The sequence below is a fragment of the Methylobacillus gramineus genome, from assembly GCF_020532675.1.
Classification (GTDB): Bacteria; Pseudomonadota; Gammaproteobacteria; order Burkholderiales; family Methylophilaceae; genus Methylobacillus; species Methylobacillus gramineus.
In genome coordinates this window covers 767,716-791,056 of the sequence record NZ_JAJAVE010000001.1, presented here as the reverse complement: position 1 = coordinate 791,056, position 23,341 = coordinate 767,716, and the positions used below count along the sequence as shown (strand labels likewise).

The window sequence follows — 23,341 nt, the reverse complement described above, 5'->3', positions numbered from 1 at the left end:
AGGAGTGTGCATATGCAATACCAGATAGATATTTTCTTGACTTCCCTAAATCAATTCTGGACCCAGGTAGTCACTTTTTTCCCCAAGCTACTTGCTGTGATCGTCATCCTGGCTTTTGGCTGGCTATGTGCCAAGGTCGCCTGTCTTGGTGTCAAGCGCGTGCTTGAGCTGACACAGTTTGATAAGTTTGCAGACCGTTCAGGCCTGGAAGCATTCCTAAAGCATGGTGATTTTGACCTGACCTTGAGTGGTGTGATCAGCCAGGTGGTTTACTGGCTAGTGATCCTCTTGTTTGTGATTACGGGTGCCAACACATTGGGGCTGAATGAAGTGGCTCACATGCTCAACAACCTGGCGAATTACCTGCCTAAAATCATTGTCGCCATCCTGGTGCTGATTTTTGGTACCTTGCTTGCCAGGTTTGTGAATCGCCTGGTATTTGCTTGGCTGCATGGCATGAAATACGAAAGTGCGCTCAAAGTCAGCACGACGGCAGAGTATGGCATCCAGATTTTCGCCTTGTTTGTTGCATTGGAACAACTGGATATTGGTACCCAATTACTCACTGCATTGTTTGTGATTGTGTTTGGTGCCATTTTTCTGGCACTCGCCATTGCATTCGGGCTGGGTGGTAAGGAAAGGGCAGCAAAACTGATCGAGGAAATGCAGTCCAAGCGCTTGAAATAATCTGATTCAGCAAGAAAAAAGCCCCGCAAGGGGCTTTTTGTTTTAGGGCGTAACTAAACGTAGAGCTTGTGCTGGCTTACACCGTTTCTTCCAGCTTTTGATGGATACCCGATACAGATTTAGTATGTCGACTAATTACCTGGGTATCTTTCAAATGCTGCTCAATAATATCCAAGATATTGGTATCAATGGTTTCATCAAACTTGCGCGCAAATAAGTGTTTGCTTGCCAGCAGAGCGCTTGCATCATTGGTGGTGAACTCTCTTGGCCGTAACTTAATGGTACCCATGGGTACCCAGTCAATCGCCCGTTTATCATCGTTGACAATGTTGGCTGAGTAGCTCGTATTCATGATCACCGTTTGAAAGAAGCCTTCATCTGCGATCAAGGTGTTCTTGTAAAATTTCACAAATCGACTCACCTCCGGGCTTCGAGTGAGAAACTCACAAAACCCTCGACTCAATATCATCCACTGATTGCCAATATACGGCGTTACACCTTCCATAAATGGCCTTTTTTGTGCAGGAAGGGGAGAGAAGATTTGGTCTGCCTCTTCCACACAATAATCCTCGATTCTATGCAAAGTATCGGGCCGCACCGTCGCTTGGTTGGCTATTTTCATAAAGTCATTTCCGATATTGTCATTTAAAAACTCATGAATATAGGACTGGGTCTTTAGAGGGAAATCCTGGCCACTGAGATTAATAAAGAATTCCCAATCCACTCCCATGGTCAGGAGTTGCTTGATGCCTCTCAATTCAGCATCCACCAGGCTATACCCCCCCCACAACATTTTCTTGCTTTGCAACATGGCAACATTGGGATAGCTGGCTAGGAACTGCTTCAACTCTGTTTCCAGCTCCACGCCTGACCGTTGGTCTACGTGAATGAGATAGTAGTTGTCCGGATCGTAAATAGCCTTGAATAGCCGTTTAAACTGGTCAGGAAAGCGATGAACCAGGATGAGGTATGCAATCATATTGAGGTCTCTTTTCTCCAACCCGTATCAATCACGCTGAGCATGGAAAATGAAACCAATCACATGGTCATAAAACGGGGTGGAATATTTTGGTAGATTGAAGAGCATGCACTGAAGCGCACTCTGAATGAATGTAGCATTCTGGGTAGGTTGTCATGCCCAAATGCTGTGGTCTGGAAGGATTCTAGTGCGGAGAGATTTTGTGCTTTAACGATTAACTATCGCAAGCATCTTGCGTAACATTTGAAGGTGAAGGTAAAAAAATCAGGCAGGCTTGTTGATGTTGAAAGGAACCGGGTTATCCTTTTGTTTCTTTTCTGCTTTCTTTTCCTTAGGCGTTTTAAGAGGTTTCTTTTTATCCATCTTATTACTTTTCTGGTCTTTACCCATGATAGCTCGCGTTAGGTTAAAAATTCAGCATACTCTCTAACCAAGGAATAGTCTTAATATCTGAAAAATATACTTTTTTTCGATTATCTTTCGCGACTCAACTCTATCGATCGTCAATGGTATATAGGCAGGATTTATCGGTAGCGTATGGTTTGCTAGCGCAGCCGACTTAGTCAGAGTGCTCAGCTGGATAACATGGCCCACCTCATCATGAAGCGGGCCATGCTGTTTCAATTAACCTTCGAAGTAGAGCCTTGTCAGTAGCTTTAGCCCTTCAAGCATTTACTGACAACCTCAAATACATCGCTGGAAAGGCTGGCTGAATCCATGATGACTTGCAGGGCCGCTTTCATTTGTGTTTGGAGCAGGGGAGTGTAAAGCCGCCATTCCCTAAAAGGCGTGACCTGCCGCGCTGCAATTTGCGGGTTAATCGCATTCAATTCAATAATGGCGTCTCTTACGAGCGCATAGCCCTGGCCGCTAGGATCGTGGAATTTCACCGGATTATTAATGGCAAATGCTGAATAAAGCGAACGCACGCGATTGGGGTTTCTGATATTAAACTCTGGATGTTGGCGTAGCGTTGTGAAGTCATCGAATATGCCGTCTCTGTTGGCGATCGCTTGTAGAGAAAACCATTTATCAACAACGAGTTGATAGTCTTTAAATCGTTGATAGAAAGCGCTGAAGACTTCGTCTCGTTCAGGCTTGATACTGTCTGATAAGCAGGATAGGGCAGCGACACGGTCTGTCATGTTATCGGCATGCTCATAATGTGCCTTGGCTCTAGCGGCGCATCCGGTACCATTGGTCACGGTCAATAGTGCCAGTACGGTATTTTGTAAGGACCTGCGTCCCATTGCAGCTGGTGAAATGGAGAACTCGCCCAGATTGCGATTATCTTCATATAAACGGGCTAAGGCATCCTTATGCACACGCTTGATGGCTTTGAGAATATGCGTACGCGCAGTGTCAATTGCCGCTGGATCAATCACATCCTGTGCTTGCGCAATGACGGAGAGTGAGGGTAGAGACAAAGCCCTTGCCAGCAGGGCCTTGTCACCGTGATTTGAAATTCCCTGGTCAATCAGGAGCCCGAAATCATCGATGAATTGAGTGATATCAGTTTCAGGATCAGCGATGACACGCTGGATAGTCCGCAGTGCAATGGTTTGTCCGGCTTCCCATTTGTTGAATCCGTCAGTATCTTTGAGCTGCAATAGACGGAGGTCATTGTCACTCAAGTCGGTTGTTAATTTCACAGGTGCAGAAAATCCGCGCAAGATGGATGGCACTGGGCGTGTACTAACATGGTCAAAAGTAAAGCTTTGCTCACGCATATTGATTTCAAGGACTTGCGTGGCATGCGTTTCATTACCTTGCTCGTCGAGCAATCCGACAGCCACAGGTATCAGCAGTGGTTGTTTCCCGGTTTGGCCTGGACTGTCTGCTTGCGATTGGATGAACGTCAGGGTAAATTGATTCGCCTCAGGTTGATAGCGGCCAGTTACCTGCAATGACGGAGTCCCGGCCTGCTTGTACCACAAGAAGAATTGCGACATATCTCGCCCTGATGCATCTGCCATGCACTGTACGAAATCATTGCAAGTGACTGCATGTCCGTCATAGCGATCAAAGTAGAGGTCTGTTGCCTGCCGGTAAACACTTTCTCCCAGCAAAATTTGTTGCATCCGAATGAGCTCGGCGCCTTTTTCATAGACCGTCATCGTGTAGAAATTGCTGATCTCGATGAAATGATCGGGCTGAACAGAATGGGCAAGGGGGCTGGCATCCTCGGGAAATTGAAAACGGCGCAGATGATCCACATCATCTATACGCTGCACGGCACGAGAGTTCATGTCAGCACTAAACTCGTGATCTCTGAATACAGTCAGGCCTTCCTTCAGTGACAATTGAAACCAGTCACGACAAGTCACCCGGTTTCCGGTCCAGTTGTGGAAGTATTCATGGGCGATCACTCCTTCAACGCTCAAGAAGTCTGTGTCAGTAGCGGTTTCTTGATGCGCTAGCACCAGCTTGGTATTAAAGATATTGAGCGATGTGTTTTCCATTGCGCCCATATTGAAGTCACTCACTGCCACGATATTGAATAAATCGAGCTCATACTCACGCCCATATGTATCTTCATCCCACTTCATGGATTTTTTCAGCGACTCCATGGCGTGATCACATTGTTCCTCGTCACCGGAGCGTACATAAATATGCAGGTCTACGATACGCCCGGACATGGTTTTGAACTTATCTTCTATACGAACCAGATCACCCGCAACCAAGGCGAAGAGATAACAAGGCTTAGGAAAGGGGTCGTTCCAGGCGGTATAGTAGCGCCCATTATCAAGATCGCCTGAGTCAGTCAAATTGCCGTTGGAAAGAAGCACCGGGTATTGGTGTTTATCACCTTCAATGCGAACGGAAAACGTGCTCAGCACATCTGGACGATCCTGGAAAAAAGTAATTCGACGGAATCCTTCGGCTTCACACTGTGTACAAAATGTTCCCTGAGACTTATATAGGCCTTCAAGGGCAGTGTTTGATTCAGGATGAATTTCAGATGTAATAGTGAGCCTAAATTGCTCGCTCACATCTTCAATAATCAACTGATTATCAACTAGGCTGTATCCATCAAATGGCGTGCCATCAATCTCAATGGAGAGAATGGTCTGATCCTGTCCATTTAATATCAACTGCTTTGAAACACTTGCAGGATTTTGAATGTACAGAACTTCTGACTTCACAATCGTCTTGTTTTCAAACAACTCAAACGTCAGGTTGACATGCGATGCCTGATAAGGAGCAGGCTTGTAATCTTTGAGATAAATCGTTTGTGGCGTAATTGCAGTATCTGGAAGCATGAGCAAGAATTTCTTTATTGTGCGTTGTAAACAGTATAAAAGAGATTGTGTAGCCTAATTTGGATAAATGTTACTAAAAAAGGGGATGTCTCCAGTCATTCAGTGGATCGCTCCAGAGCACGCATGAGCGACAGGCGTATAAATGAATTGTATGGAGCTTCAATACTGGTGAAGGAAGGCAACCACGTAAAATCCTATTGCAGCCATGACGATGTTCGTCATATTCAAATACTCTGTAATTGTATGCACACTAATTAAATCCTTATTCGTGTTTATAAATCTAGTACGAAATTTACTTGCTGATTCTTTTTTAAGCCGTCTGAGCTGAAAAATGTACTTCTCTATGAAAAGATTAAGCGCGATGGAAATAACGGTGCATATCAATAAGACGGGGAGGGAGTAGTAGAAAATATCAGGATATTCAGTAACATTGGTGGTAGCAATGGCTAAAACTGGGCAAATGTAACCTGAGGCTGTGATAGCAAAACTGGTATACACAAATTTTTTTGCTTTTTCGCTATGTGCGATCATGCTTCAGGAATTTTCAATCGTACAAATTAGTATACTCAAATTCTGCAAGCGTATGGGCGGCTTTAAGCCTTTACCTCAAGCTATATCCTGAGAGCCGTTTTCTGCGTGGCCTTGATTACCCATTTATTTTCCGCTCTATCGACAAAGAGCCTTGGCAATATCTTGAGCACATAAAAACCCCTGTCGGGGTTTATCCTAATGTGTGGATTCGTACAGCTTAACTATACATATTGGGCAGAAATTACCGTCAACTAATGCAGTCCGAACTCTGGCGTAATCTACATTTTTGCATTTGAACTCAACAACAACGCGATCATTGAGGTATATCTTTCCGCAAGGTGTCACCTGATCTCTTGAAGAATATTCATCAGAATTGGGTTTACCGTACCCCGTAAACACGTGATAGAAACTGCTCAGGTCTTTCACAAGTGTGAATTTTGCGACTAAGTTTTCTTCTCTTGCACTGGTTTCATTATTCATTAGCTCCTAGGAGGACGCGATAGAACAACAGCATCAAATGACTGTTGGTAATAAGAGCTTACAGGATATGTAAGAGAACACATATGTCATTTCACACAGAAGACATCGCACCTCATAGAAAACAGCATTAGAACGATGGTTTAGGGATTAAAGAAGTAACTCGTAGAGCTGGCGGCTCAACCTCGTCCATTTTTAGAATTTTGTATAAGTATCAATAAAAAATTTTCAATAAAAACAATTGGGTGTACTATTCCAGTTACAAAATCCTGTTATATTAATTAACAAGATTTTGTAACTTTCATGACCAATATCAAAATGTTGTAGATTTAGTAATCGGGAGGATATCTCGTGAACTCAGATCAAGAGCCACAGCTTGCTGGCCGCAACGTCAAAGGCTTAATGGGAGGATGTTACTCTGACATCTCTATCTGGCCAACTCCCGAACTTGGTGCTCTCCCGCCTGCTACCCTTAAGCAATATCTTCGAAGAAAAAAAGCTGTTGAGCTTTACCTTTTAGGTTCTTCAGGGAAATCTATAGCTAATGAGTGTCAAATTAGGCTCAATCACATCTACCGCCTCATCACTGAGCGGTGCCTGGCACTTCACCCGGATGGGCTTATTTATGGCTGGCTAGGATTAATTCCAAATTTACGGATTAAACAATATAGCCGTACTAAGAAAATCCACATTGATGCTAATGGTCGACTGATGACAACCATGATTTCATTTTGCCCATTGATTTTACATAATATACATTATGCGAAGTGAATGAGCTGGGTAAGAGGGCTATTCCGCAAGGGTCTTAGGAAGCAAAGCATCTATTAAGGTGTGATAACTTCCTAATATGTGTCATCCAAATCCCTGATCAAGCCTCAACAGGAATCAACTCTGACACCAATGGATCTTCCAGGTGCGTGTGATGATACATTTTCAGGCTGACCAGGCGTGCAGTCAAAGCCTTGGAAGTAATATCAGACAAGCCTTGTAACGCTTTGCGTTGATATAAGTTCAGGCCGCCGGGCTTGGAGTCAATGACACAGACGGTGCCAATATTCTCGCCTGCTGGCATGGTGATCGGAAAGCCAGCGTAGAACCTGATATTAGGATCTCCAGTGACTAAAGGATTATCAAAGAAACGATCATCCTGGGATGCATCCATTACTTCCAGAATTTCATTACTTAATATCGTTTTGGCACAAAAGGCATATTCTCTTGGCGTTTGAGTCACCTCACTCGGCAATCCCACCTTGGCTTTAAACCATTGCCGATTTTCATCTACCAATGAAATCAGGGCGATAGGTTTTTCGCAAATATCACTTGCTGCCTTCACAATCGAGTCAAAAAGCGTTTCGTAAGGTGAATCCAAAATCAACAATTGATGCAGTGCTTTAACGCGGTCTTGCTCAGTTACTGTACTTATAGCCATGAGAACTCGCTTTCAGGGGGGGGGGGGGGGATGCACCACACACATCGGATATGGGTGGCTTACTTTCCGGGAAATATATCATGCTTTAGAAAAAGGGGATTTATGATGGCGAGGATTTTTGATTAAACCACATCCCGCATCAAGAAAAATGCATGATGCTGGGAGTAAAGCTGGCTGCCCTTCTCAAGTACAGATTGATAGATACGTGCTGCCCTTAACCCCTCCTGGGTATGGTGCATCAAAGGAGCGATTAGCCTGATTAAAAGATTCATGATGTCATCCTGGCTACTAGACTCATTCATCCGATCCAATGCATCACCACCCTGCTGCCCCATTATTTCCTTTTGGACTGGATCATAGATACCTTCAATCAGGCTGGAAGCTTGATGATTTATCGCACGAAGACAATCAGCACTGAGGTGACTTAAACGCTTGGCATAGTCCTTACTCTGTCCCAACCAATCTATCAGCACTTGCAGCTCATAGCCTTGAGGTAATATATTTTCACGTTGCATGGTTAGCCACAGGCCGCTGCGCTGCACCATGGCAACGTCCCCAGTATCAGTCCATCCTTCTTCATATAACTGCATCATCAGTGCAGGAGCAGATGGATGGCTTAGCCATTTCGGCAATATGCCACGCTCCAGACAATCAATACGATGGATACGTTTCAGGGCGTGCATTCGGGGTTGCATTAAGCATAGAAACTCCTTTTGCAGATCAAAATTCTCAACCATGGCAGGAATATCCATGCCCACTTTATGCAATTGATAACCAGAAGCCACGCGTGCTAATAACGCCTGGCGCGCTGCAAGCGATGGAGCATCAGCCAGCAATGGCTGCAGCATTTTGACCGCACTCGCCGAGCAAGCATCTTCCGTTGTGGCACCAAGAGTGAAGTAATGAGACTTGATGTTCATCTCATTCAGCTCATAAGCTGCAACCAACATGGCAAGAGACACCTGCTGGTAGCCCAGGTTGAAACCTATTATTTCCGGTAAATACTGCTCAACATTTTGCCCCAGTGCCAAGCGAATGACCCCTTGCATATAATATTGATCATCAAGGGTTCGCCAATCCCGGCATTCATTGTCATCGAGCAAACGCTGATACTGGACAACCTGATTCCGATACTCATTGCCCTCCCCCACGATATTGAGATAAATCTTGCACAATGGTGCATACCTGACATCTTGCCAGCGCTTGAGGAATCCAAATAGCCAGGCCCCATCTGTCATACGGGTAGGAGCCATAGTATGCAGAAAATGTAACGCATGGGATTTGCTGGTGAAATATCGACGCGGTGCACCTTGACGTCGTGAGTGTAAGTATGCTCTATAGTCTTTGTTCACTTGGCTAGAGCGTCGCTCAAGCCATGGCTGAATATCTTCTATGTTCTCGGAAAATGGGAAAGGCCTTAGTTTTGCTTGCTGCAAATGCACATCCAAACAATGCCTGGCTGCATTCCTGGCTTGCTTACTCAAGTGCGGCTGAATTAGTGCATGATATAAGCTACGAGTGTGGTTTATCTGAAGCAGATGTTGAGCATGTCTTTGAGGCTTACGCTGAGTGCTGACATCGTAGAAGTATGTTGGAAATTGCAGACTTGAAATGGTGTCAAATCCACGCTTTACCCTGAATGCAATCTCTTCCATTTTCCATGCCCCCTGCATTGCCCAATTAGTTCTTCCTGAAGAAATAGTATCCTTAAGACCAATGAAGGGCAGTATCAGATGTTGGCTTGCCATAGCGTAGGATAAACATGACAAGCCATGGAAATGTTACTCACTGGCCCCTATTTTTACGCATAATTAGTAGAGGCTTTATGCATCAATGACAGCATTCAACTAGACCAATTGAACTAGATCATTGCATCCTGAAAGGTCACCCTCTTAAATACCTAAACTACATTACATAATGTGAACGTTCCCGGCTGTCAGATATGACTGACACTGGTTTCAGTGAGCGACGGATAAACGCGAAAATGACGCATCCAGTATATTGAAACCGTCATTTGATCCAAGCTGCTAACCTCAAGGCTGGCAGAAACAGCGGCCATACGCCGCCCTCAATAACCTATTAAAATTCGGAGGGGCATTCATGCCAATTTCTACCATTTTATTGATTCTCTTGATTCTGCTGCTTGTTGGCGCCTTGCCTAGCTGGGGCTATAGTCAAAGCTGGGGCTATGGCCCAAGTGGTGGCCTGGGCTTGGTGGTGATTATTTTGGTCATTCTTTTACTCACTGGCCGCATATAGCGATGATGTGTCAGTGCATCCGCTGATCTGAACTAAAAACCCGCTGATGCGGGTTTTTAGTTACTGAATGCTTGGTGATGTTGATCGAATTAGCCTTAAGGTACAGTAGCTAAAACCACTGTTTAAATATTCTCAGGCTTTAAGCTTCGCCATAATCAACTCATAGTTTGCTCACAGACTTAGCATCAGCGATTCGGCAGTGCGCGTTCTATTCGACCTAAAACTCATTCCTGTAAAAATGCATCTTTCCCGCCAAAAAGTAACCCGTAGATCTTTGCATATTAAGCGCCATATCACAAAAAGTGATAAAAATGATACTTTGCTGAAAAAATTGTTTACTATTTAGTCTATTGGTCAACAGAGCGCTGGCCAATGCCTTCCTTACCCACGCATAAAAACCTGAAAAAAAGGGATCGTGATGAAAGCTATTGTGGTTGCTATGAATACTTCTCGAAACCGTTATGCAGTCAAAGTTAAAGCGACGAATCGATATAGTGTGTTTGAGGTGTTGGAGCCATTGAATTTGGCTTTTCATGAACAAGTTTCAGGTTGCATTCATCAACCCGGTAAACAGTTTCTCATGACAAAGTCGGGGATGATGTTTACGGTCAATGTGGGATTGGTAAACATTGATCAGGTTGAAGCCATCAGCTGGACGCTCAATAACCACGCTCTTGGGGCACATCATGTCTGATTTTTGGCAAGTAGCTCTGATTGTTCTCATTCTGATGAATGGACTATTCTTGTTTTGGCTAATAGTGCCTTTATATATGCCATTCTGAAATGCGATACCCTCACCCTCCCTACTATCTATTTGCTGATCAGCAGCTAGATGCCATCCTTTTTTCTTGGATTTGCATCTATGCTTAATGGACGTATGCTTATTAAATTGACCAGCATGAAAATGCTAGTAATGTGCCTATCAGGATCATTGTAAAAGAGAAGATAAAAATCGCTCGACCAGTGTTTTCCGACATTAGTACTCCTTATCGCATTTAGTTCACAGTCAGTGCTATGGGTATTTTCTTCCAGTGGCACAACATAGAAAACTCTTTTCTCGCCATATCGATCACCATAGAAATGCCATCATTGGCTTCATATCTTATTTTTGCGGTGAGATGGTCTACAAAGTAAGGCTCTAGTCTTGGATTAAAGATGGCGATAATTAAAAAATTATCCGAGATATGTGCGTTATTTCTATTGTTTTTCATGTAAAAACCCTCACTCGTACGTACTACTTCTACCCCCTAATAATCAGAGTGTCTATTCGATAGCGCACATATGAATTTATTTATCAGAGCTATACTGTAGGTGAATATGCCAATAACTTAATAAAAAAATAACATTAATTCAAATACTTGGGATTATGACCATGGACAACTCAATTATTCAGTCACCCTTACAGAATCAATTGCTTGCTGCTTTACCTAATACGGAGTTTGATCGATTAGCCCCTAATCTTGAGCTCTGCCATATGGAGTTAGGAGAAATTCTTTGTGAGTCGTGTGAGTTGCCTACCCACGTGTTTTTTCCTACCTCCAGTATTGTGTCGCTCTTATATCAATTGGAGGATGGATCATCGGCAGAAATAGCGGTGGTCGGCAATGAGGGCATCGTGGGCATTTCTTTATTCATGGGCGGAGAAACAACCCCTAGTCGAGCAGTGGTGCAGAGTGCAGGCTATAGCTATCGTCTGAAGTCGCAACACCTGAAAAAAGAGTTCAACCGTACCGGCCCCATGATGCATTTGCTGTTGCGCTACACCCAGGCATTGATCACGCAAATGACCCAGACTGCGGTGTGCAATCGTCATCATTCTGTAGAGCAGCAGCTATGTCGCTGGCTATTATTAAGCCTGGATAGACTGAATGATAACGAACTCAAGATGACGCAAGAGCTGATTGCCAATATGCTTGGAGTACGTCGAGAGGGCGTCACTGAGGCTGCAGGCAAGCTACAGCGGGCTGGATTCATTGAGTATAGCCGGGGACATATCAAAGTGTTAGACCGGCCAGGTTTAGAAAAACGTGTGTGCGAATGCTACAAAGTGGTCAAGCTGGAGTTTGATCGTTTGCTTCCACTACACCCAAAGTTCTAAGCAAGTCAGGTAAACCATTGCAATGGCCAACCTGCGTTAAGCATTGCTTTCAACAGGTGATAATGAGGGTATGCATCCCACCATTTAATGGCACTTCTACCCCACCATTGATTAACGCCAATCCTGCTCCATTCAAGGTTGCGCTAGTGATGCCTGATCCAGTATTGGATAGATTGTCGACGCGAATATGGTATTGAGTCGCTTGTACATCAATATCGGCTTCATACAGTTTCCATTCAGCAGGCATGCAAGGGAAAATTACCAGCGTATTGCCTGACCGCCTGATGCCCAGAATACCCTCTATTCCCGCTCTATACATCCATCCGGCAGAGCCTGTATACCATGTCCAGCCTCCTCTTCCTTTATGAGGAAATACCGAATATACATCCGCAGCAATCACATATGGCTCTACTTTATACCGCTCGACCTCAGCAGGATTTCGGGCGTGATTGACAGGATTAAGCAGGGAAAACAGCTCGGCCGCCTTTGTGCCATGCCCAAGCTTGGCAAAGGCAAGAATCGTCCACATGGCAGCATGGCTATATTGACCGCCATTTTCGCGCAACCCTGGGGGATATCCCTTGATATAGCCAGGGTCATGCTGCGTCTGGTCAAATGGCGGCGCAAATAACAAGGCCAGTCCATGGTGTTTATCTATCAAATATTGCTCCAGAGATGCCATAGCAACTGCAGACCGTTCAGTATCAGCGGCGCCGGAAAGTACGGCCCACGATTGTGCGATCGAATCAATCTGGCATTCTGTATTGTGCCGGGATCCTAGCCATGTACCATCGTCAAACGTGGCGCGACGATACCACTCACCATCCCAGGCTTCCTGTTCAATTGCCTGTCTCACAGCTTCGGCACTGTCAGTCCAGGCAGTCGCGCGTTGCTGGTCCACCAAGGTTTGGCGATCCAGTGCCAGGGGCGCAAATAATCTGAGCGTGTGTATCAGTAACCAGCCCAGCCATACACTCTCCCCCTGCCCTGCCTCACCTACCCGGTTCATGCCATCATTCCAGTCACCGGTCCCTATCAACGGCAATCCATGCTCACCTGTCCGCTGCAAGCATAGCGCCAGGCCGCGAGCACAATGCTCATACAGCGAAGATACTTCATCTGCCAGCATGGGTTGGAAAAAGCTGTCGTGTTCGCCTTCATGTAGCGCTGCTCCATCCAGGAACGGGACATTTTCTTCCAGAATCGCAGCATCTCCCGTAGTGGCAATATAGTGTGCGGTGGCAAAAGCCAGCCAGACACAGTCATCCGAGATGCGGGTACGCACCCCTTGACCGGACTGAGGCTGCCACCAATGCTGCATGTCGCCTTGCACAAACTGCCGCCCTGCCGCACGCAGCAAATGGGTGCGGCAGGTGGCTGGTGAAGCAAAGGTCAATGCCATGCAGTCCTGCAACTGATCACGGAATCCATACGCCCCACTGGCCTGATAAAACGCCGATCTCGCCAACACACGGCAGGCCATGGTCTGATAAAGCAGCCAGCCGTTCAGCATAATATCCATCGCGCGGTCTGGTGTTTTGACCTGGATGCTGCCCAGCAGGCTTGTCCAGTTATCAGTGACCTGCTTCAAGACATGATCCAGATCCAGTTCACGATAGCGGGCGACTAAAACACGGCTTGCCTCTACAGACTCACACTGGCCAAGCAGTGACACAACTTCTATTGATTCTCCTGCTTCAAGATAAAAACTCTGTTGCAGCGCTGCACAAGGGTCCATCCCGGCACCCACGTTAGCGGACAGTGTCAGGTTGGCAGTCAAGGCATCAGGCGCTGAAAGATCGCCCCCACGCCCAATAAACTCTGTGCGATCCGCTGTCCAGTGGGTTTGCTTGCCATTAAGATCAGCAAAAGCGATGCGGTTGGCGTACCCAATACTCCAGGGATTTTTCGCAAACATGGCGCCGGTCACGGCGTCAATCTCCGTCATGACAAATGGTGCTGAGGCGCCACGGGAAGTTCCCAATATCCACTCTGTATAAGCGGTGACACTTAGTCTGCGCGCTCTTCCCGACAGATTGCGAATCACCAAACGTGAAATCTTGACAGGATCATTCAGCGGCACGTATTGCAACAGCGCAAACTCAAGCTCATGTGCGTTATGTTCAAACTTGCTGTAGCCATACCCATGTCGCGCAATATAGGTACCCTCATCCCGAAGAGGCTGTGCTGTTGGGCTGCATATCTCGCCCGTGATGTCATCCCGCACATAGAACACCTCGCCGGAAGGATCCATCACCGCGTCATTCGACCATGGCGTGAGCTGGTTTTCGCGGCTGTTATCCGCCCAGGTGTAGCCACTGCCTGTGGCTGACACCTGAAAACCAAAATGTGCATTGGCAATCACGTTAATCCAGGGCGCTGGTGTTGTGATGCCTGCATTCAAAACGGTGACATATTCCGTGCCCTCCTGGTCAAACCCACCAAACCCATTGAAAAACTCCAGGTCGCCTACCTCCAATAAATGAGGGACTGGTATTTTTTCAGCTCTGCTTAATCTGGGAGCCTTGGCTGGTAGGGCTTGGGGTAATAATCGTGCACATTGCTCGGCAATCAATCCGCGCCTTGCCAGCAATGAAACCCGTGCCACCGAATATAACAAGGCGCGGTATTCCATGCTCATCAAATCCGCACGCAGTGTGTATACCATGCCTTTTGCAAGCTTTTCACCGGCGCGCCTTCTGGCTTGAAAGGTACGCACGGCAGTCTCAATCGCCACCTGCAGATCCTGGATATAAGACGATGCTCTATCATTGATAATCACCAGATCTACATAGAGCTGTTTCATCCGCCAATACTGATGGGCACGCAGTAACTCATGTACCTGTGGCATATCTTCAATTTCATCAATGCGCAACAACACAATAGGCAAGTCACCAGAAATGGAATGTGGCCATAATCCCGACTGGGATCCGGCGCCACGCATCATCGCATCCGGGTGTGCCCTGAATCGCTGGTCCATATACAAAACAGGGGCGGCCAGTCGCTGGAAATCGGCTGCGGCTTCAGGTGCCACATCCAGATATCTCAGTTGCACTTGTGCCTGTGTCCAGGCCAGGGTTCGTGCCCGATCAAATGCGCTGCGGTCATGATGCTTGTCTATCAAGTCCAGCAGCTCCTCGCGCGAAGATGCCATCACCGTCCAGAAAGCAAGCTTCGCCACTTTGCCAGGGGCAATCCGCAGGCGATTTCTCAGGGAGAATATGGGATCCAGCACTGTGCCTACGGTGTTGGACAGATTTGCCCCACCGCTGATCACCGCAGCTGATTTCAACGTGTTGCCACGCCCAATAAAACGGGACCTGTCAGATTCATATTGAGCTGCTGTCGTCACCTCCCCCTCAATCACGGCAAAGTGCGCTGCCCAGATTTGCGGGTCATTGGGCGCGCGCAATCGGCGTGTTGCCAACAATGCGCCAAACTCGGGAAGATACTCCGTGACCACAAACATCTTGGAAAACGCGGGGTGGGCTCTATCATTCGCAGGCGTCGCCAATACCAGCTCAATATACGATGTCAGCTCCAGCTCATAATGGCGACGGCTACTGTTGGTCAGGGAGACACGGCGAACCTCGGCATCATCCTCTCCAGAGACCAGCACATCCATATGCGTGACCAGGGAGTTGCCGCGCCTGATGAACTCTGCATGATCCTCACTGAAAATGATTTCGCTACTGTCCATACGATGCTGGGGCTTGGTGCTGATGTCTTTCCCGTCAGCGGTCCAGATAGCATCGGTCGCGATATCCTTGATAAAGATACAATATCCATCAGTTTCACGTGTGACATCCTCTTGCCACCTGGTTACCGCAATATCGCGCCAACGGCTATATCCGGCCCCTGTTGCCGTCAGCATGACGGAATAAGACCCATTGGACAGCAGGTGCGTAACCGGGCTCCCGGCAGGCTTGGTAGTGAATCTGCGTACAGCCGGTGCGCTATCACTACTTTCATCCATGGATGCACTTACTTCCTCTGCGCGAGGATGGGCAATCGCAATATCCCTGGGCATGCGCTCCTGCAGTAAAAGCTCGCATGCCTGAATCATAGGTTCACGATGAAAGCGGCTACGCATCTGGCCATGATGCAGGCTATTGGCAATGGCGACGATGGTCATTCCCTGATGATGGGCCATATAGTTACGCACAATCGCCACCTCTTGATCCTCCCGCAGCCTGGCTCGGGTGAAATCAAGGGCTTCGTAAAACCCATACCGCCCTAACGCGCCCATGCTGGCAAGATGCACAAAGTTTTCCTGTGCGCCATTGGGGTCTATCATGGCGGCAAGGCCGGTCGCGTAAGGTGCAATCACCAGATTGTCGGAAAGTCCTCGTTTGAGACCAAGCCCCGGCACGCCAAAATTGGAGTACTGATAGGTAAATTCAATATCGCGCGCGTTGTACGCGGATTCAGATATCCCCCAGGGAACCTCCAGAGACTGACCATAGGACTGTTGCCGCGCGACAATCAGCTTGTTGGTCTGTTCGAGCAAGCTCCCAACAGGGGCGCGCATGACTAGAGATGGCATCAGGTATTCGAACATGGAGCCAGACCAGGAAATCAAGGCAGAGCCGTTGCCCAATGGGGTAGCAGTGCGGCCAAGGCGGAACCAGTGTTTGGTGGAGACATCGCCTTTGGCAATGGTGAAGAGGCTGGCCAGTCTAGCTTCTGACGCTAAAAGATCATAACAGCTGGGATCAAGATGGTTATCCTGCAGGCTATAGCCGATGGATAATAGTTTGCGCTCGGGCTCGATCATAAACGCAAAATCCATTGCCAATGCCATTTCACGCGCATTTGCAGCCATTGTCTGCAGCCTGTCGTTAAATGCATCAGAAGATGGCTGTAGCAGAGCCTGATCATCATGATGGGCGGCTACTGACTTTGCCAGGGCATTGACCCAGATAACAAGCTCCGGGGGATTGTCATGATCACTGACCGGGATCAAACCCTGAACGACCACTGCCGTTTTATCGGTTAAACGCTTCAATGCGGGCAGCATGGTCATGACCTGGGTGTCGTGTAGATGCGTGGCAATTTCTTCAAAACGGCAGAAAAGCTCCTTACCACTGTCATCATTGGCCACGGATGAAGCCAGGAGCGCCTCACGTGCCAGGGTGAAATGGTCCAGTATGCCAACGCTGGCATTAGCGGCATGGGGCACATTGACCCATTCTTCACACGCATTTGCCAGCGCAATCAGGTGGCCAGCCAGGTTGCCACTATCAACAGAAGAAATATAAGGCGGGTCCAGCACGCTCATATCCAAAGTGCCATACCAATTGAAAAAATGGCCTCGGTGTTTCCTCAGTTGTTGCATGACAACAAACGTCGCTTCCAGGCGCTCCAGGGTCTCGATGGTGCCAGACCAGCCAAAATCTCTCGCGGCCACGGTGGAAAGCAGATACAAGCCCATATTGGTGGGGGAGGTTCTGTGGGCAATGATGGGGTTTGGCGCTTCCTGAAAATTATCAGGAGGCAGCATATTGTCCTCTGGCGTGACAAATCGCTCAAAAAAACGCCAGGTGCGTCTGGCAGTGAGGCGTAGCGCATCCGCGGTGAGATCGTCAATATGATCATTGTTGACAACCACTGGCGAATAACTAGCACAAAAGGCGAGAAATGGTGCGATGCCCCAGAGCATGGCAAATGGTAATACCAAGGGCCAGGACACATGCGAGAATGAGATTGCGCTGGCGCAAAGACCCATCGCAAACACTGTACTGCCCGCCATCTCACGATAAAACCCCATGACCGTTAACGAGGGGCTGCTGGTCGACTGGGCCGCCGTTGTCCATTCCAGCAAATGTCGGCGCGTGATACCCAATCTGATCCAGGTTCTGATGATGGCATCCGCCATTCTCCAGGACTGATCTACCAGCAATGCAATTGTGAGGAAATGATGTGAGGCGGCTTTTCCCAAATCCCTGCCAAGATTGCTGATATGTTTGCGCAGATGTATATCGCGGCGATGCGGTAACACGGACAACAAGATCGGCATGTAGCCAGGCAATGCCAATATCACCAGCAGGAACAGGATGGCTTGTATACCCAGGGCAAAGGGTAAAAACCAACATGCCACCAGCAGCGTTAGAAAACTCGGTGCCACCAGTGAGCGTCGCAAGTTATCCAGCATTTTCCAGCGCCCGATGACCGGTACAACATACGCAGGGCCCCAGCCCAATGCCCATGGCAACAATTGCCAGTCTCCCCTTGCCCAGCGATGCTGGCGCTTGGCAGCCACATCATAGCGACAGGGTGAGTCTTCAACGACCTCAATATCCGAGGCAAGGCCAGCCCGGGCAAATATCCCTTCAAACAGATCGTGACTCAACATCACATTTTCCGGTACCCGGGCAGCCAGGGATGCTTCAAATGCATCGACATCGTAAATGCCCTTACCTGTGTACGACCCCTCACCGAACATATCCTGATAGACATCAGAGCTGGCGGCGGCATAAGGGTCCATACCGCCTGGCGCTGAGAATATCCGCTGATAGAATGATCCATCACGGTCTAACGGTAATGAAGGCGTTACCCTGGGCTGGAGAATGGCATACCCCTTTACCACGCGCCGCTCCGCAGCATCAAAGATGGCCTGATTCAGCGGATGTGCCATTTTTCCAATCAGCTTGGCAACGGTATCTCGTGGCAACTTGGTATCCGCATCGAGCGTGATGACATAGCGCACACCATCAGGAACCTCTGAGGAGATGCCCCCTGTCGACATAAACGTGGTATCCGTTGCTCCGCGCAACAGGCGATTCAGCTCATGCAACTTTCCGCGCTTTCGCTCCCAGCCTATCCAGCGCCCTTCACTTGCACTGAATACCCTGCGTCTATGCAAAAACAAGAATCTTGGCGTTGTCAGTATTGTTCCGCCATCCACACTATATTTCTGGTTCAATTGTTCAATGGCTGCCAGGGCTAGCGCCAGCAATGGTGTGTCTGACAGTATCTCTTCCTGGTCAGCATCCAGTCCATCAGAGAGCAGGGCAAAATAAAGATCACCGCCAACGCCTGATAAATAGTGAACCTCCAAACGTTCTACATGCGCAAGAAGATCAACTTCATTGGTCAGTAAAATGGGCATGGCAATGAGGGTGCGGCAGGAGGATGGAATCCCTGAGGTCAATGCCAGGCCAGGTAAAGGCATGGCAGAGAAGTTCCAGACAATAAAACGATTCACCAGGCTAGTCGCCGCTTCACTCGCAGGAATAAATCCAAGCAAGGCAATTGCAAGGCTGGTCATAGACCCCATATCCAGCATGCCTAACAACTGCAAGCCCACAGCAAGCAATACCATCGTGGTCATGATGATGGTGCCGATATAGCCCGCAATGCCCAGGCGCAGATTGAAACGGCTGATCAACAGTCTCGCAGGCGGCTTGAAATGGATGGCTTGCTCCAGCATCAATCTACCTTCAGCAATCAGATAGTAACCAGGATCACAGGCTCTTTCTGCATCCGTCACGTCCTGAGCTACATCCTGGGGGTGACTGCACAATCCGAGAGTCACTTCGACAATTTCAAGCTCTGACAATAATGAGCCACGCGCCAATTGCTCAATAGCGCTTCTGTATAAATTCCGCGTGGGGAAATCCATGGCAGAAAAATGTCCATCCCTGGCCAGGCATTCATCAATCAGGCTGACACTTTCAAACAATGCGGCCCAATCAATATCCGAGATCAGGCGCATGCTGGTAATGACATTGCGCACACTGACATTGGAGGCGCCCTCGCGTTGCTGTGTTTTCTGCACTACGCCATCAATGGAAAGCCCTTGCCTCCTTGCCATTTCTTCCAACCATCCCATGGCAGGCATGCTACGGGGATCTTGATCCCGCAAGCGTTTGACCAAATGTACAATAAATGTATCAGACAAACCCGCTGATGATCGGCTGGAAATTTCTTTATCCAGTGTGGCGCGTGCATGGTCCGGCTGTAGTAACTTTTCGGCCAGTTCCTCAGCATCAGCGCGGGCAGAACGCCCCACACTGATCTGCTCTGCAAGTCGGCGTAAATTTTCAATCAGCACGATACGTAAAGTAATGGCAACAGCCCATAACTCACCTATGGTTAAAGGCTGTATGCGTTGGTAAGCCTGAATGAATCGACGTAAGGTGTCTGGATCAAAATGGCTATCAGTATGGGCAACAAAGGCCCAGGCCAGGCCAAATACTCGGGGATAACCAGCAAATGGGCCGCTGGCGAGTTTGGGCAATTGGCGGTAATACCCGGGTGGCAAATCATCACGAATTTCGCGGATTTGCTCTTCAACAATATGGTAATTATCCAGCAGCCACTCGGCCGCATGCACCACGCCACGACCACTTTCCAGCTCTGCGGCGCTGGCGTGATAGGCTGCAAGCAATACCTCCGCATTATTATTCAATCGCTTGTGCAAGGACATCACCGGAACAGGGGTGGTTGTTACCGCCTGCGCTGCGGCTAGACTTTCCGCATGAAACTCCAGACGCTCGACTCCAAACAGTTCTTCCCTGATTGGTGCAAGGTCATTCCATGGAGATGAATTGCCACGATGTCCAATCGCATAACGGGATATGAAATTCATAATGCCCTTAAGTCTGGATTGGCTGAAATAAGGCCTGATGGCTGAGAAATGCTGGACTGGTAAAGGAGAGAAACTGACTCAGTTGGTGAATTCAGTTTAGGCCTATTTCATGCGTCCTACCATGTATTTAGACAAATACTTCTGCCCCAAAAGACTACACTCGCCTAACCTAGCACTCATTCATGGAGGTTGTTATGTGGTCTAGACGTCATGCACTGATCATTCTCATTATGATTGCCCACCTGGTCTGGTTTTTATTGTGTACAGGGATCTATTGGACAGAAAAATATAGCCTTATGTAAGGCCGTTAATCGACGATGAATCGATGCCAGCATGATTGAAATATCACCGTGTGTAAGTGTGGTAACAGACGGTGAAGGATTAGATTTACTTCTAGGATTACCAGTGCGGGACAAGTTTGGTACCCATACGCAATTCATATTCTGGATTGATATCTACCCATGAGTTCTTACTTTAATTTCGCACCCAACTGATATTCATCATGATGGGACTACAGATAAAGGAAACTCAGATGAAATGGCATGAAGTTGAAAGTAACTGGAAAGAGTTTGTGGGTGGAGTGAATCAGAAACTGGGCAAGATCACTTCGGTTCAACTGGAAATAATGGCAGAAAATAAAACCTATCTGTCCAATAGAATGCAGGATTTATGCGGCCCCTATCCAGGCCACTACAGCAAGAAAGATCTCCATCAAAAGCTGGATGAAGCAGACGATACGAGTGAAAGTGCTCTCACCCAAAGCAAGCATTGAAATTGATGCTGGCTTTGCGCCGACATTGCTCCCTCTTGTTTGACGATTCCCATGCTCATGGGCAAGTCTGCTGATATAAAAACTCCCGCATCTGCGGGAGTTTTTATGCTGCTGCAAGATTGCCGTGGATGAGCTTAAGTATTTGGAAGTAATCAACAATTATAAATAGCATGATCTGTGCTACCTCATCGTGGCTCATGGCTTGCAGGTGAATCGAGCTTGAGCTGATCAAAGGGAATCCCGTGATCAATCAACTGATACGCACCCTGCAGACTTAAATGGCTTTCGTCAAAATATAGGGCTTTGCCTTCCATTATTGCCGGGCAATATCCAGACTTACAGAGAATATCTACCGGCTTAATTGCATGCAGATGTTGACCATAAGGCAAGCTGTCCAACTGCTTGATGATGAATGCATTGCGTTCGGCATAATATTGAGCACTCGTCATTTCTTCCAGGTTGAGGCGTGATTCATGATGAAAGATAGTCAATGGTGTCAATGCCTTGCTGATATCCATCGGCAACTCAGGAACCGGATACAGCATATAAACCGTTTTCCCGGCCTTGAGCAGGCGATGGATCATCTCCTCGTAACTTTTCCAGTAAATCTGCCGCAACTCCTGCGCTGACCGGCCAGCATAGATTTCACTGAACTTGTTGGCAGGACTTTCATCCGTGATGCCAGGGTAATGATGCCCAAGCTCGCCAAACAGGAATCGCGTGTAGCTGAACCCTATTAAAACATGACTGATATCGTGCTGATTTTCCAGGTATTGCAGCGACTCATTGATCCACTGCGAGCAGCCTGGCTGTATGGCTTCAAATTGCAAGGCAGGAGGGCAGCCACTGAAGCTCAGGTGCAGCATGCCCTGCCCGCTTGGCTTAAGCCTGTCGGCCAGGGCGTAAGCCAGTTCAACCGTATGGCTATCGCCAAAACTTGCCCACCGTACATGCTGGCCGAAATAACGGCAGCTCTGTTCGGGCTTTAAAAAATCGACACCGCCAGTATGGCATTCCTCACGTTTGGGGCTGGATTCCACGCTTTTGGCTAACTCATGGTGATCAAACCGATATGGAAACCCTTTGAAGAGGATCCCGGACAACCCGATCAAGAGCATCAGCGCAATTGAAAAAGCGGAAAGCTGGAAAATACGTGTTCTACCAAACCTGGACTTGTTCCTGAAAGGTTGTTCTATAAAGTAGTAGCTCAAAATTGCCAGCAGCACACTGATGCCGATAGCGATCCAGAACATGCCGGCACTAGGCTCAGCCAGATGCTTCATGCGCAGAAATGCAAACAGGGGTTGATGCCAGAGATACAGTGAATAGGAGATCAAGCCTAAGCCCACCATCAGCCTGGAAGATAGCAACCGCCCGACCATCGTCTGTTGGTTGCTGTATGCAATCACCATGCAAGTGCCAAATACTGGCAACAAGGCATACAGCCCCGGAAATGGCGTATGTTGATCCAGTGTAAAAATCGCCAGTATGATCAACAGCAATCCACATCCGCTACCAACCTGCCTGCCCCATGGCGGCAATGGGCTGTCAGCTACCCGGGAAAAGGCAAGCAATGAGCCAGCAAATAACTCCCATGCGCGACTGAAAATCAGGTAAAAATTGGCATCAATGGCCTGTTGCACGAGCAGATATTCAGAGCATACCAATGACAACAGAGACAAGAAAGCGATCAGCCATGCCAGGCGCGAACGGCCGATAAACCACAGCATGGAAACCAGCAACGGGAAAAACAGGTAGTACTGCTCCTCCACTGCCAGGCTCCAGGTATGCAGAAGCGGCTTTTCATCGGATGCGGTAGAAAAATAGCCGCTGGTCAGGTAAAAAAATATATTGGAACAGAAGCTTGCCACCGATATCAGGCTTTTGGCATACGCTTGCAGCAAGGAGGACGGCATCATGGTGTAAGCCGCGATGCTGGTGGCAATGAGCACTACAGTCAGTGCTGGGAGGATGCGCCTGGCGCGCCTCTCATAGAAATTGACGATGGAGAAACGCCCTGCTTCCACCTCGTCCAGGATGATGGTTGTGATCAGATAGCCACTGATCACAAAAAAGATATCCACGCCGATATAGCCACCACTAAATCCCAGTAGCCCGCCGTGGAACAATAATACAGCCATCACGGCAACGGCTCTCAGCCCATCTATCTCCCGCCTGTATCTCAACGCTGCCCCTTTAATTCATTCTGATTGATAGGCAAGTCATTGCTGAGATAGTTCTCAGGGGGCTATT

At 47.8% G+C, this 23,341-nt stretch carries 14 protein-coding genes; 6 read left to right on the top strand and 8 right to left on the bottom strand.

Annotation, left to right across the window (positions count from 1 at the left end; all coding sequences use genetic code 11):
• The first annotated feature begins 12 nt into the window (after positions 1-12).
• Positions 13-687, top strand: coding sequence for a mechanosensitive ion channel family protein (locus tag LG201_RS03635; RefSeq protein ID WP_226770814.1), 675 nt, complete (start codon positions 13-15; stop codon positions 685-687).
• A gap of 76 nt (positions 688-763) precedes the next feature.
• Here LG201_RS03635 and LG201_RS03630 read toward each other — a convergent pair whose 3' ends face one another.
• The 3 genes from LG201_RS03630 to pepN all read right to left on the bottom strand — a co-directional run bounded on the left by LG201_RS03630 (position 764) and on the right by pepN (position 4,929).
• Positions 764-1,666, bottom strand: coding sequence for a beta-1,6-N-acetylglucosaminyltransferase (locus tag LG201_RS03630; protein WP_226770813.1), 903 nt, complete (start codon positions 1,664-1,666; stop codon positions 764-766).
• A gap of 264 nt (positions 1,667-1,930) precedes the next feature.
• Positions 1,931-2,056, bottom strand: coding sequence for a hypothetical protein (locus LG201_RS14355; protein WP_264193261.1), 126 nt, complete (start codon positions 2,054-2,056; stop codon positions 1,931-1,933).
• Between the two features lie 266 nt (positions 2,057-2,322).
• Positions 2,323-4,929 (bottom strand): aminopeptidase N, encoded by a 2,607-nt coding sequence (gene pepN / locus LG201_RS03625; RefSeq protein ID WP_226770812.1) that lies wholly within the window; start codon positions 4,927-4,929, stop codon positions 2,323-2,325.
• 1,359 nt (positions 4,930-6,288) lie between these two features.
• Between pepN and LG201_RS03620 the strand changes: the two genes are divergently transcribed.
• Positions 6,289-6,708 carry a hypothetical protein gene (locus tag LG201_RS03620; protein WP_226770811.1) on the top strand — a complete coding sequence of 140 codons (420 nt, stop codon included), beginning with the start codon at positions 6,289-6,291 and terminating at the stop codon, positions 6,706-6,708.
• A gap of 97 nt (positions 6,709-6,805) precedes the next feature.
• Here the strand turns inward: LG201_RS03620 and LG201_RS03615 are convergent, their stop codons facing one another.
• Together LG201_RS03615 and LG201_RS03610 are read right to left on the bottom strand one after the other, a co-directional pair.
• Positions 6,806-7,366 carry a GAF domain-containing protein gene (locus LG201_RS03615; RefSeq protein WP_226770810.1) on the bottom strand — a complete coding sequence of 187 codons (561 nt, stop codon included), beginning with the start codon at positions 7,364-7,366 and terminating at the stop codon, positions 6,806-6,808.
• A 122-nt stretch (positions 7,367-7,488) separates the two neighbouring features.
• Positions 7,489-9,021 (bottom strand): iron-containing redox enzyme family protein, encoded by a 1,533-nt coding sequence (locus LG201_RS03610; RefSeq protein WP_264193260.1) that lies wholly within the window; start codon positions 9,019-9,021, stop codon positions 7,489-7,491.
• A 445-nt stretch (positions 9,022-9,466) separates the two neighbouring features.
• On the opposite strand from LG201_RS03610, the gene LG201_RS03605 reads away from it, so the two are divergent.
• Both LG201_RS03605 and LG201_RS03600 read left to right on the top strand, forming a co-directional pair.
• Positions 9,467-9,625 (top strand): DUF3309 family protein, encoded by a 159-nt coding sequence (locus LG201_RS03605; RefSeq protein WP_226770808.1) that lies wholly within the window; start codon positions 9,467-9,469, stop codon positions 9,623-9,625.
• Between the two features lie 418 nt (positions 9,626-10,043).
• On the top strand, positions 10,044-10,319 hold the full coding sequence (locus LG201_RS03600; protein WP_226770807.1) for a hypothetical protein: 276 nt from the start codon (positions 10,044-10,046) through the stop codon (positions 10,317-10,319).
• 301 nt (positions 10,320-10,620) lie between these two features.
• Here the strand turns inward: LG201_RS03600 and LG201_RS03595 are convergent, their stop codons facing one another.
• Positions 10,621-10,836, bottom strand: coding sequence for a hypothetical protein (locus LG201_RS03595; protein ID WP_226770806.1), 216 nt, complete (start codon positions 10,834-10,836; stop codon positions 10,621-10,623).
• A 161-nt stretch (positions 10,837-10,997) separates the two neighbouring features.
• Between LG201_RS03595 and LG201_RS03590 the strand changes: the two genes are divergently transcribed.
• On the top strand, positions 10,998-11,723 hold the full coding sequence (locus LG201_RS03590) for a Crp/Fnr family transcriptional regulator (protein WP_226770805.1): 726 nt from the start codon (positions 10,998-11,000) through the stop codon (positions 11,721-11,723).
• 49 nt (positions 11,724-11,772) lie between these two features.
• Here the strand turns inward: LG201_RS03590 and LG201_RS03585 are convergent, their stop codons facing one another.
• Entirely contained in the window at positions 11,773-20,316 is an 8,544-nt protein-coding gene (locus tag LG201_RS03585; RefSeq protein ID WP_226770804.1) for a GH36-type glycosyl hydrolase domain-containing protein, read from the bottom strand.
• Between the two features lie 532 nt (positions 20,317-20,848).
• Here LG201_RS03585 and LG201_RS03580 point away from each other — a divergent pair.
• Positions 20,849-21,088, top strand: a complete 240-nt coding sequence (locus LG201_RS03580; protein WP_226770803.1) for a hypothetical protein — start codon at positions 20,849-20,851, stop codon at positions 21,086-21,088.
• Positions 21,089-21,273: 185 nt separating this feature from the next.
• Here LG201_RS03580 and LG201_RS03575 read toward each other — a convergent pair whose 3' ends face one another.
• Positions 21,274-23,274, bottom strand: coding sequence for an acyltransferase family protein (locus LG201_RS03575; protein WP_226770802.1), 2,001 nt, complete (start codon positions 23,272-23,274; stop codon positions 21,274-21,276).
• Between the last annotated feature and the right edge of the window lie 67 nt (positions 23,275-23,341).

Coding starts and splice junctions, on each gene's coding strand:
- LG201_RS03590 (WP_226770805.1), top strand. CDS start 10,998: ATGGACAACTCAATTATTCAGTCACCCTTACAGAATCAATTGCTTGCT.
- LG201_RS03635 (WP_226770814.1), top strand. CDS start 13: ATGCAATACCAGATAGATATTTTCTTGACTTCCCTAAATCAATTCTGG.
- LG201_RS03605 (WP_226770808.1), top strand. CDS start 9,467: ATGCCAATTTCTACCATTTTATTGATTCTCTTGATTCTGCTGCTTGTT.
- LG201_RS03585 (WP_226770804.1), bottom strand. CDS start 20,316: ATGAATTTCATATCCCGTTATGCGATTGGACATCGTGGCAATTCATCT.
- LG201_RS03600 (WP_226770807.1), top strand. CDS start 10,044: ATGAAAGCTATTGTGGTTGCTATGAATACTTCTCGAAACCGTTATGCA.
- LG201_RS03595 (WP_226770806.1), bottom strand. CDS start 10,836: ATGAAAAACAATAGAAATAACGCACATATCTCGGATAATTTTTTAATT.
- LG201_RS03580 (WP_226770803.1), top strand. CDS start 20,849: ATGAAATGGCATGAAGTTGAAAGTAACTGGAAAGAGTTTGTGGGTGGA.
- LG201_RS03630 (WP_226770813.1), bottom strand. CDS start 1,666: ATGATTGCATACCTCATCCTGGTTCATCGCTTTCCTGACCAGTTTAAA.
- LG201_RS14355 (WP_264193261.1), bottom strand. CDS start 2,056: ATGGGTAAAGACCAGAAAAGTAATAAGATGGATAAAAAGAAACCTCTT.
- LG201_RS03610 (WP_264193260.1), bottom strand. CDS start 9,021: ATGGAAGAGATTGCATTCAGGGTAAAGCGTGGATTTGACACCATTTCA.
- LG201_RS03615 (WP_226770810.1), bottom strand. CDS start 7,366: ATGGCTATAAGTACAGTAACTGAGCAAGACCGCGTTAAAGCACTGCAT.
- pepN (WP_226770812.1), bottom strand. CDS start 4,929: ATGCTTCCAGATACTGCAATTACGCCACAAACGATTTATCTCAAAGAT.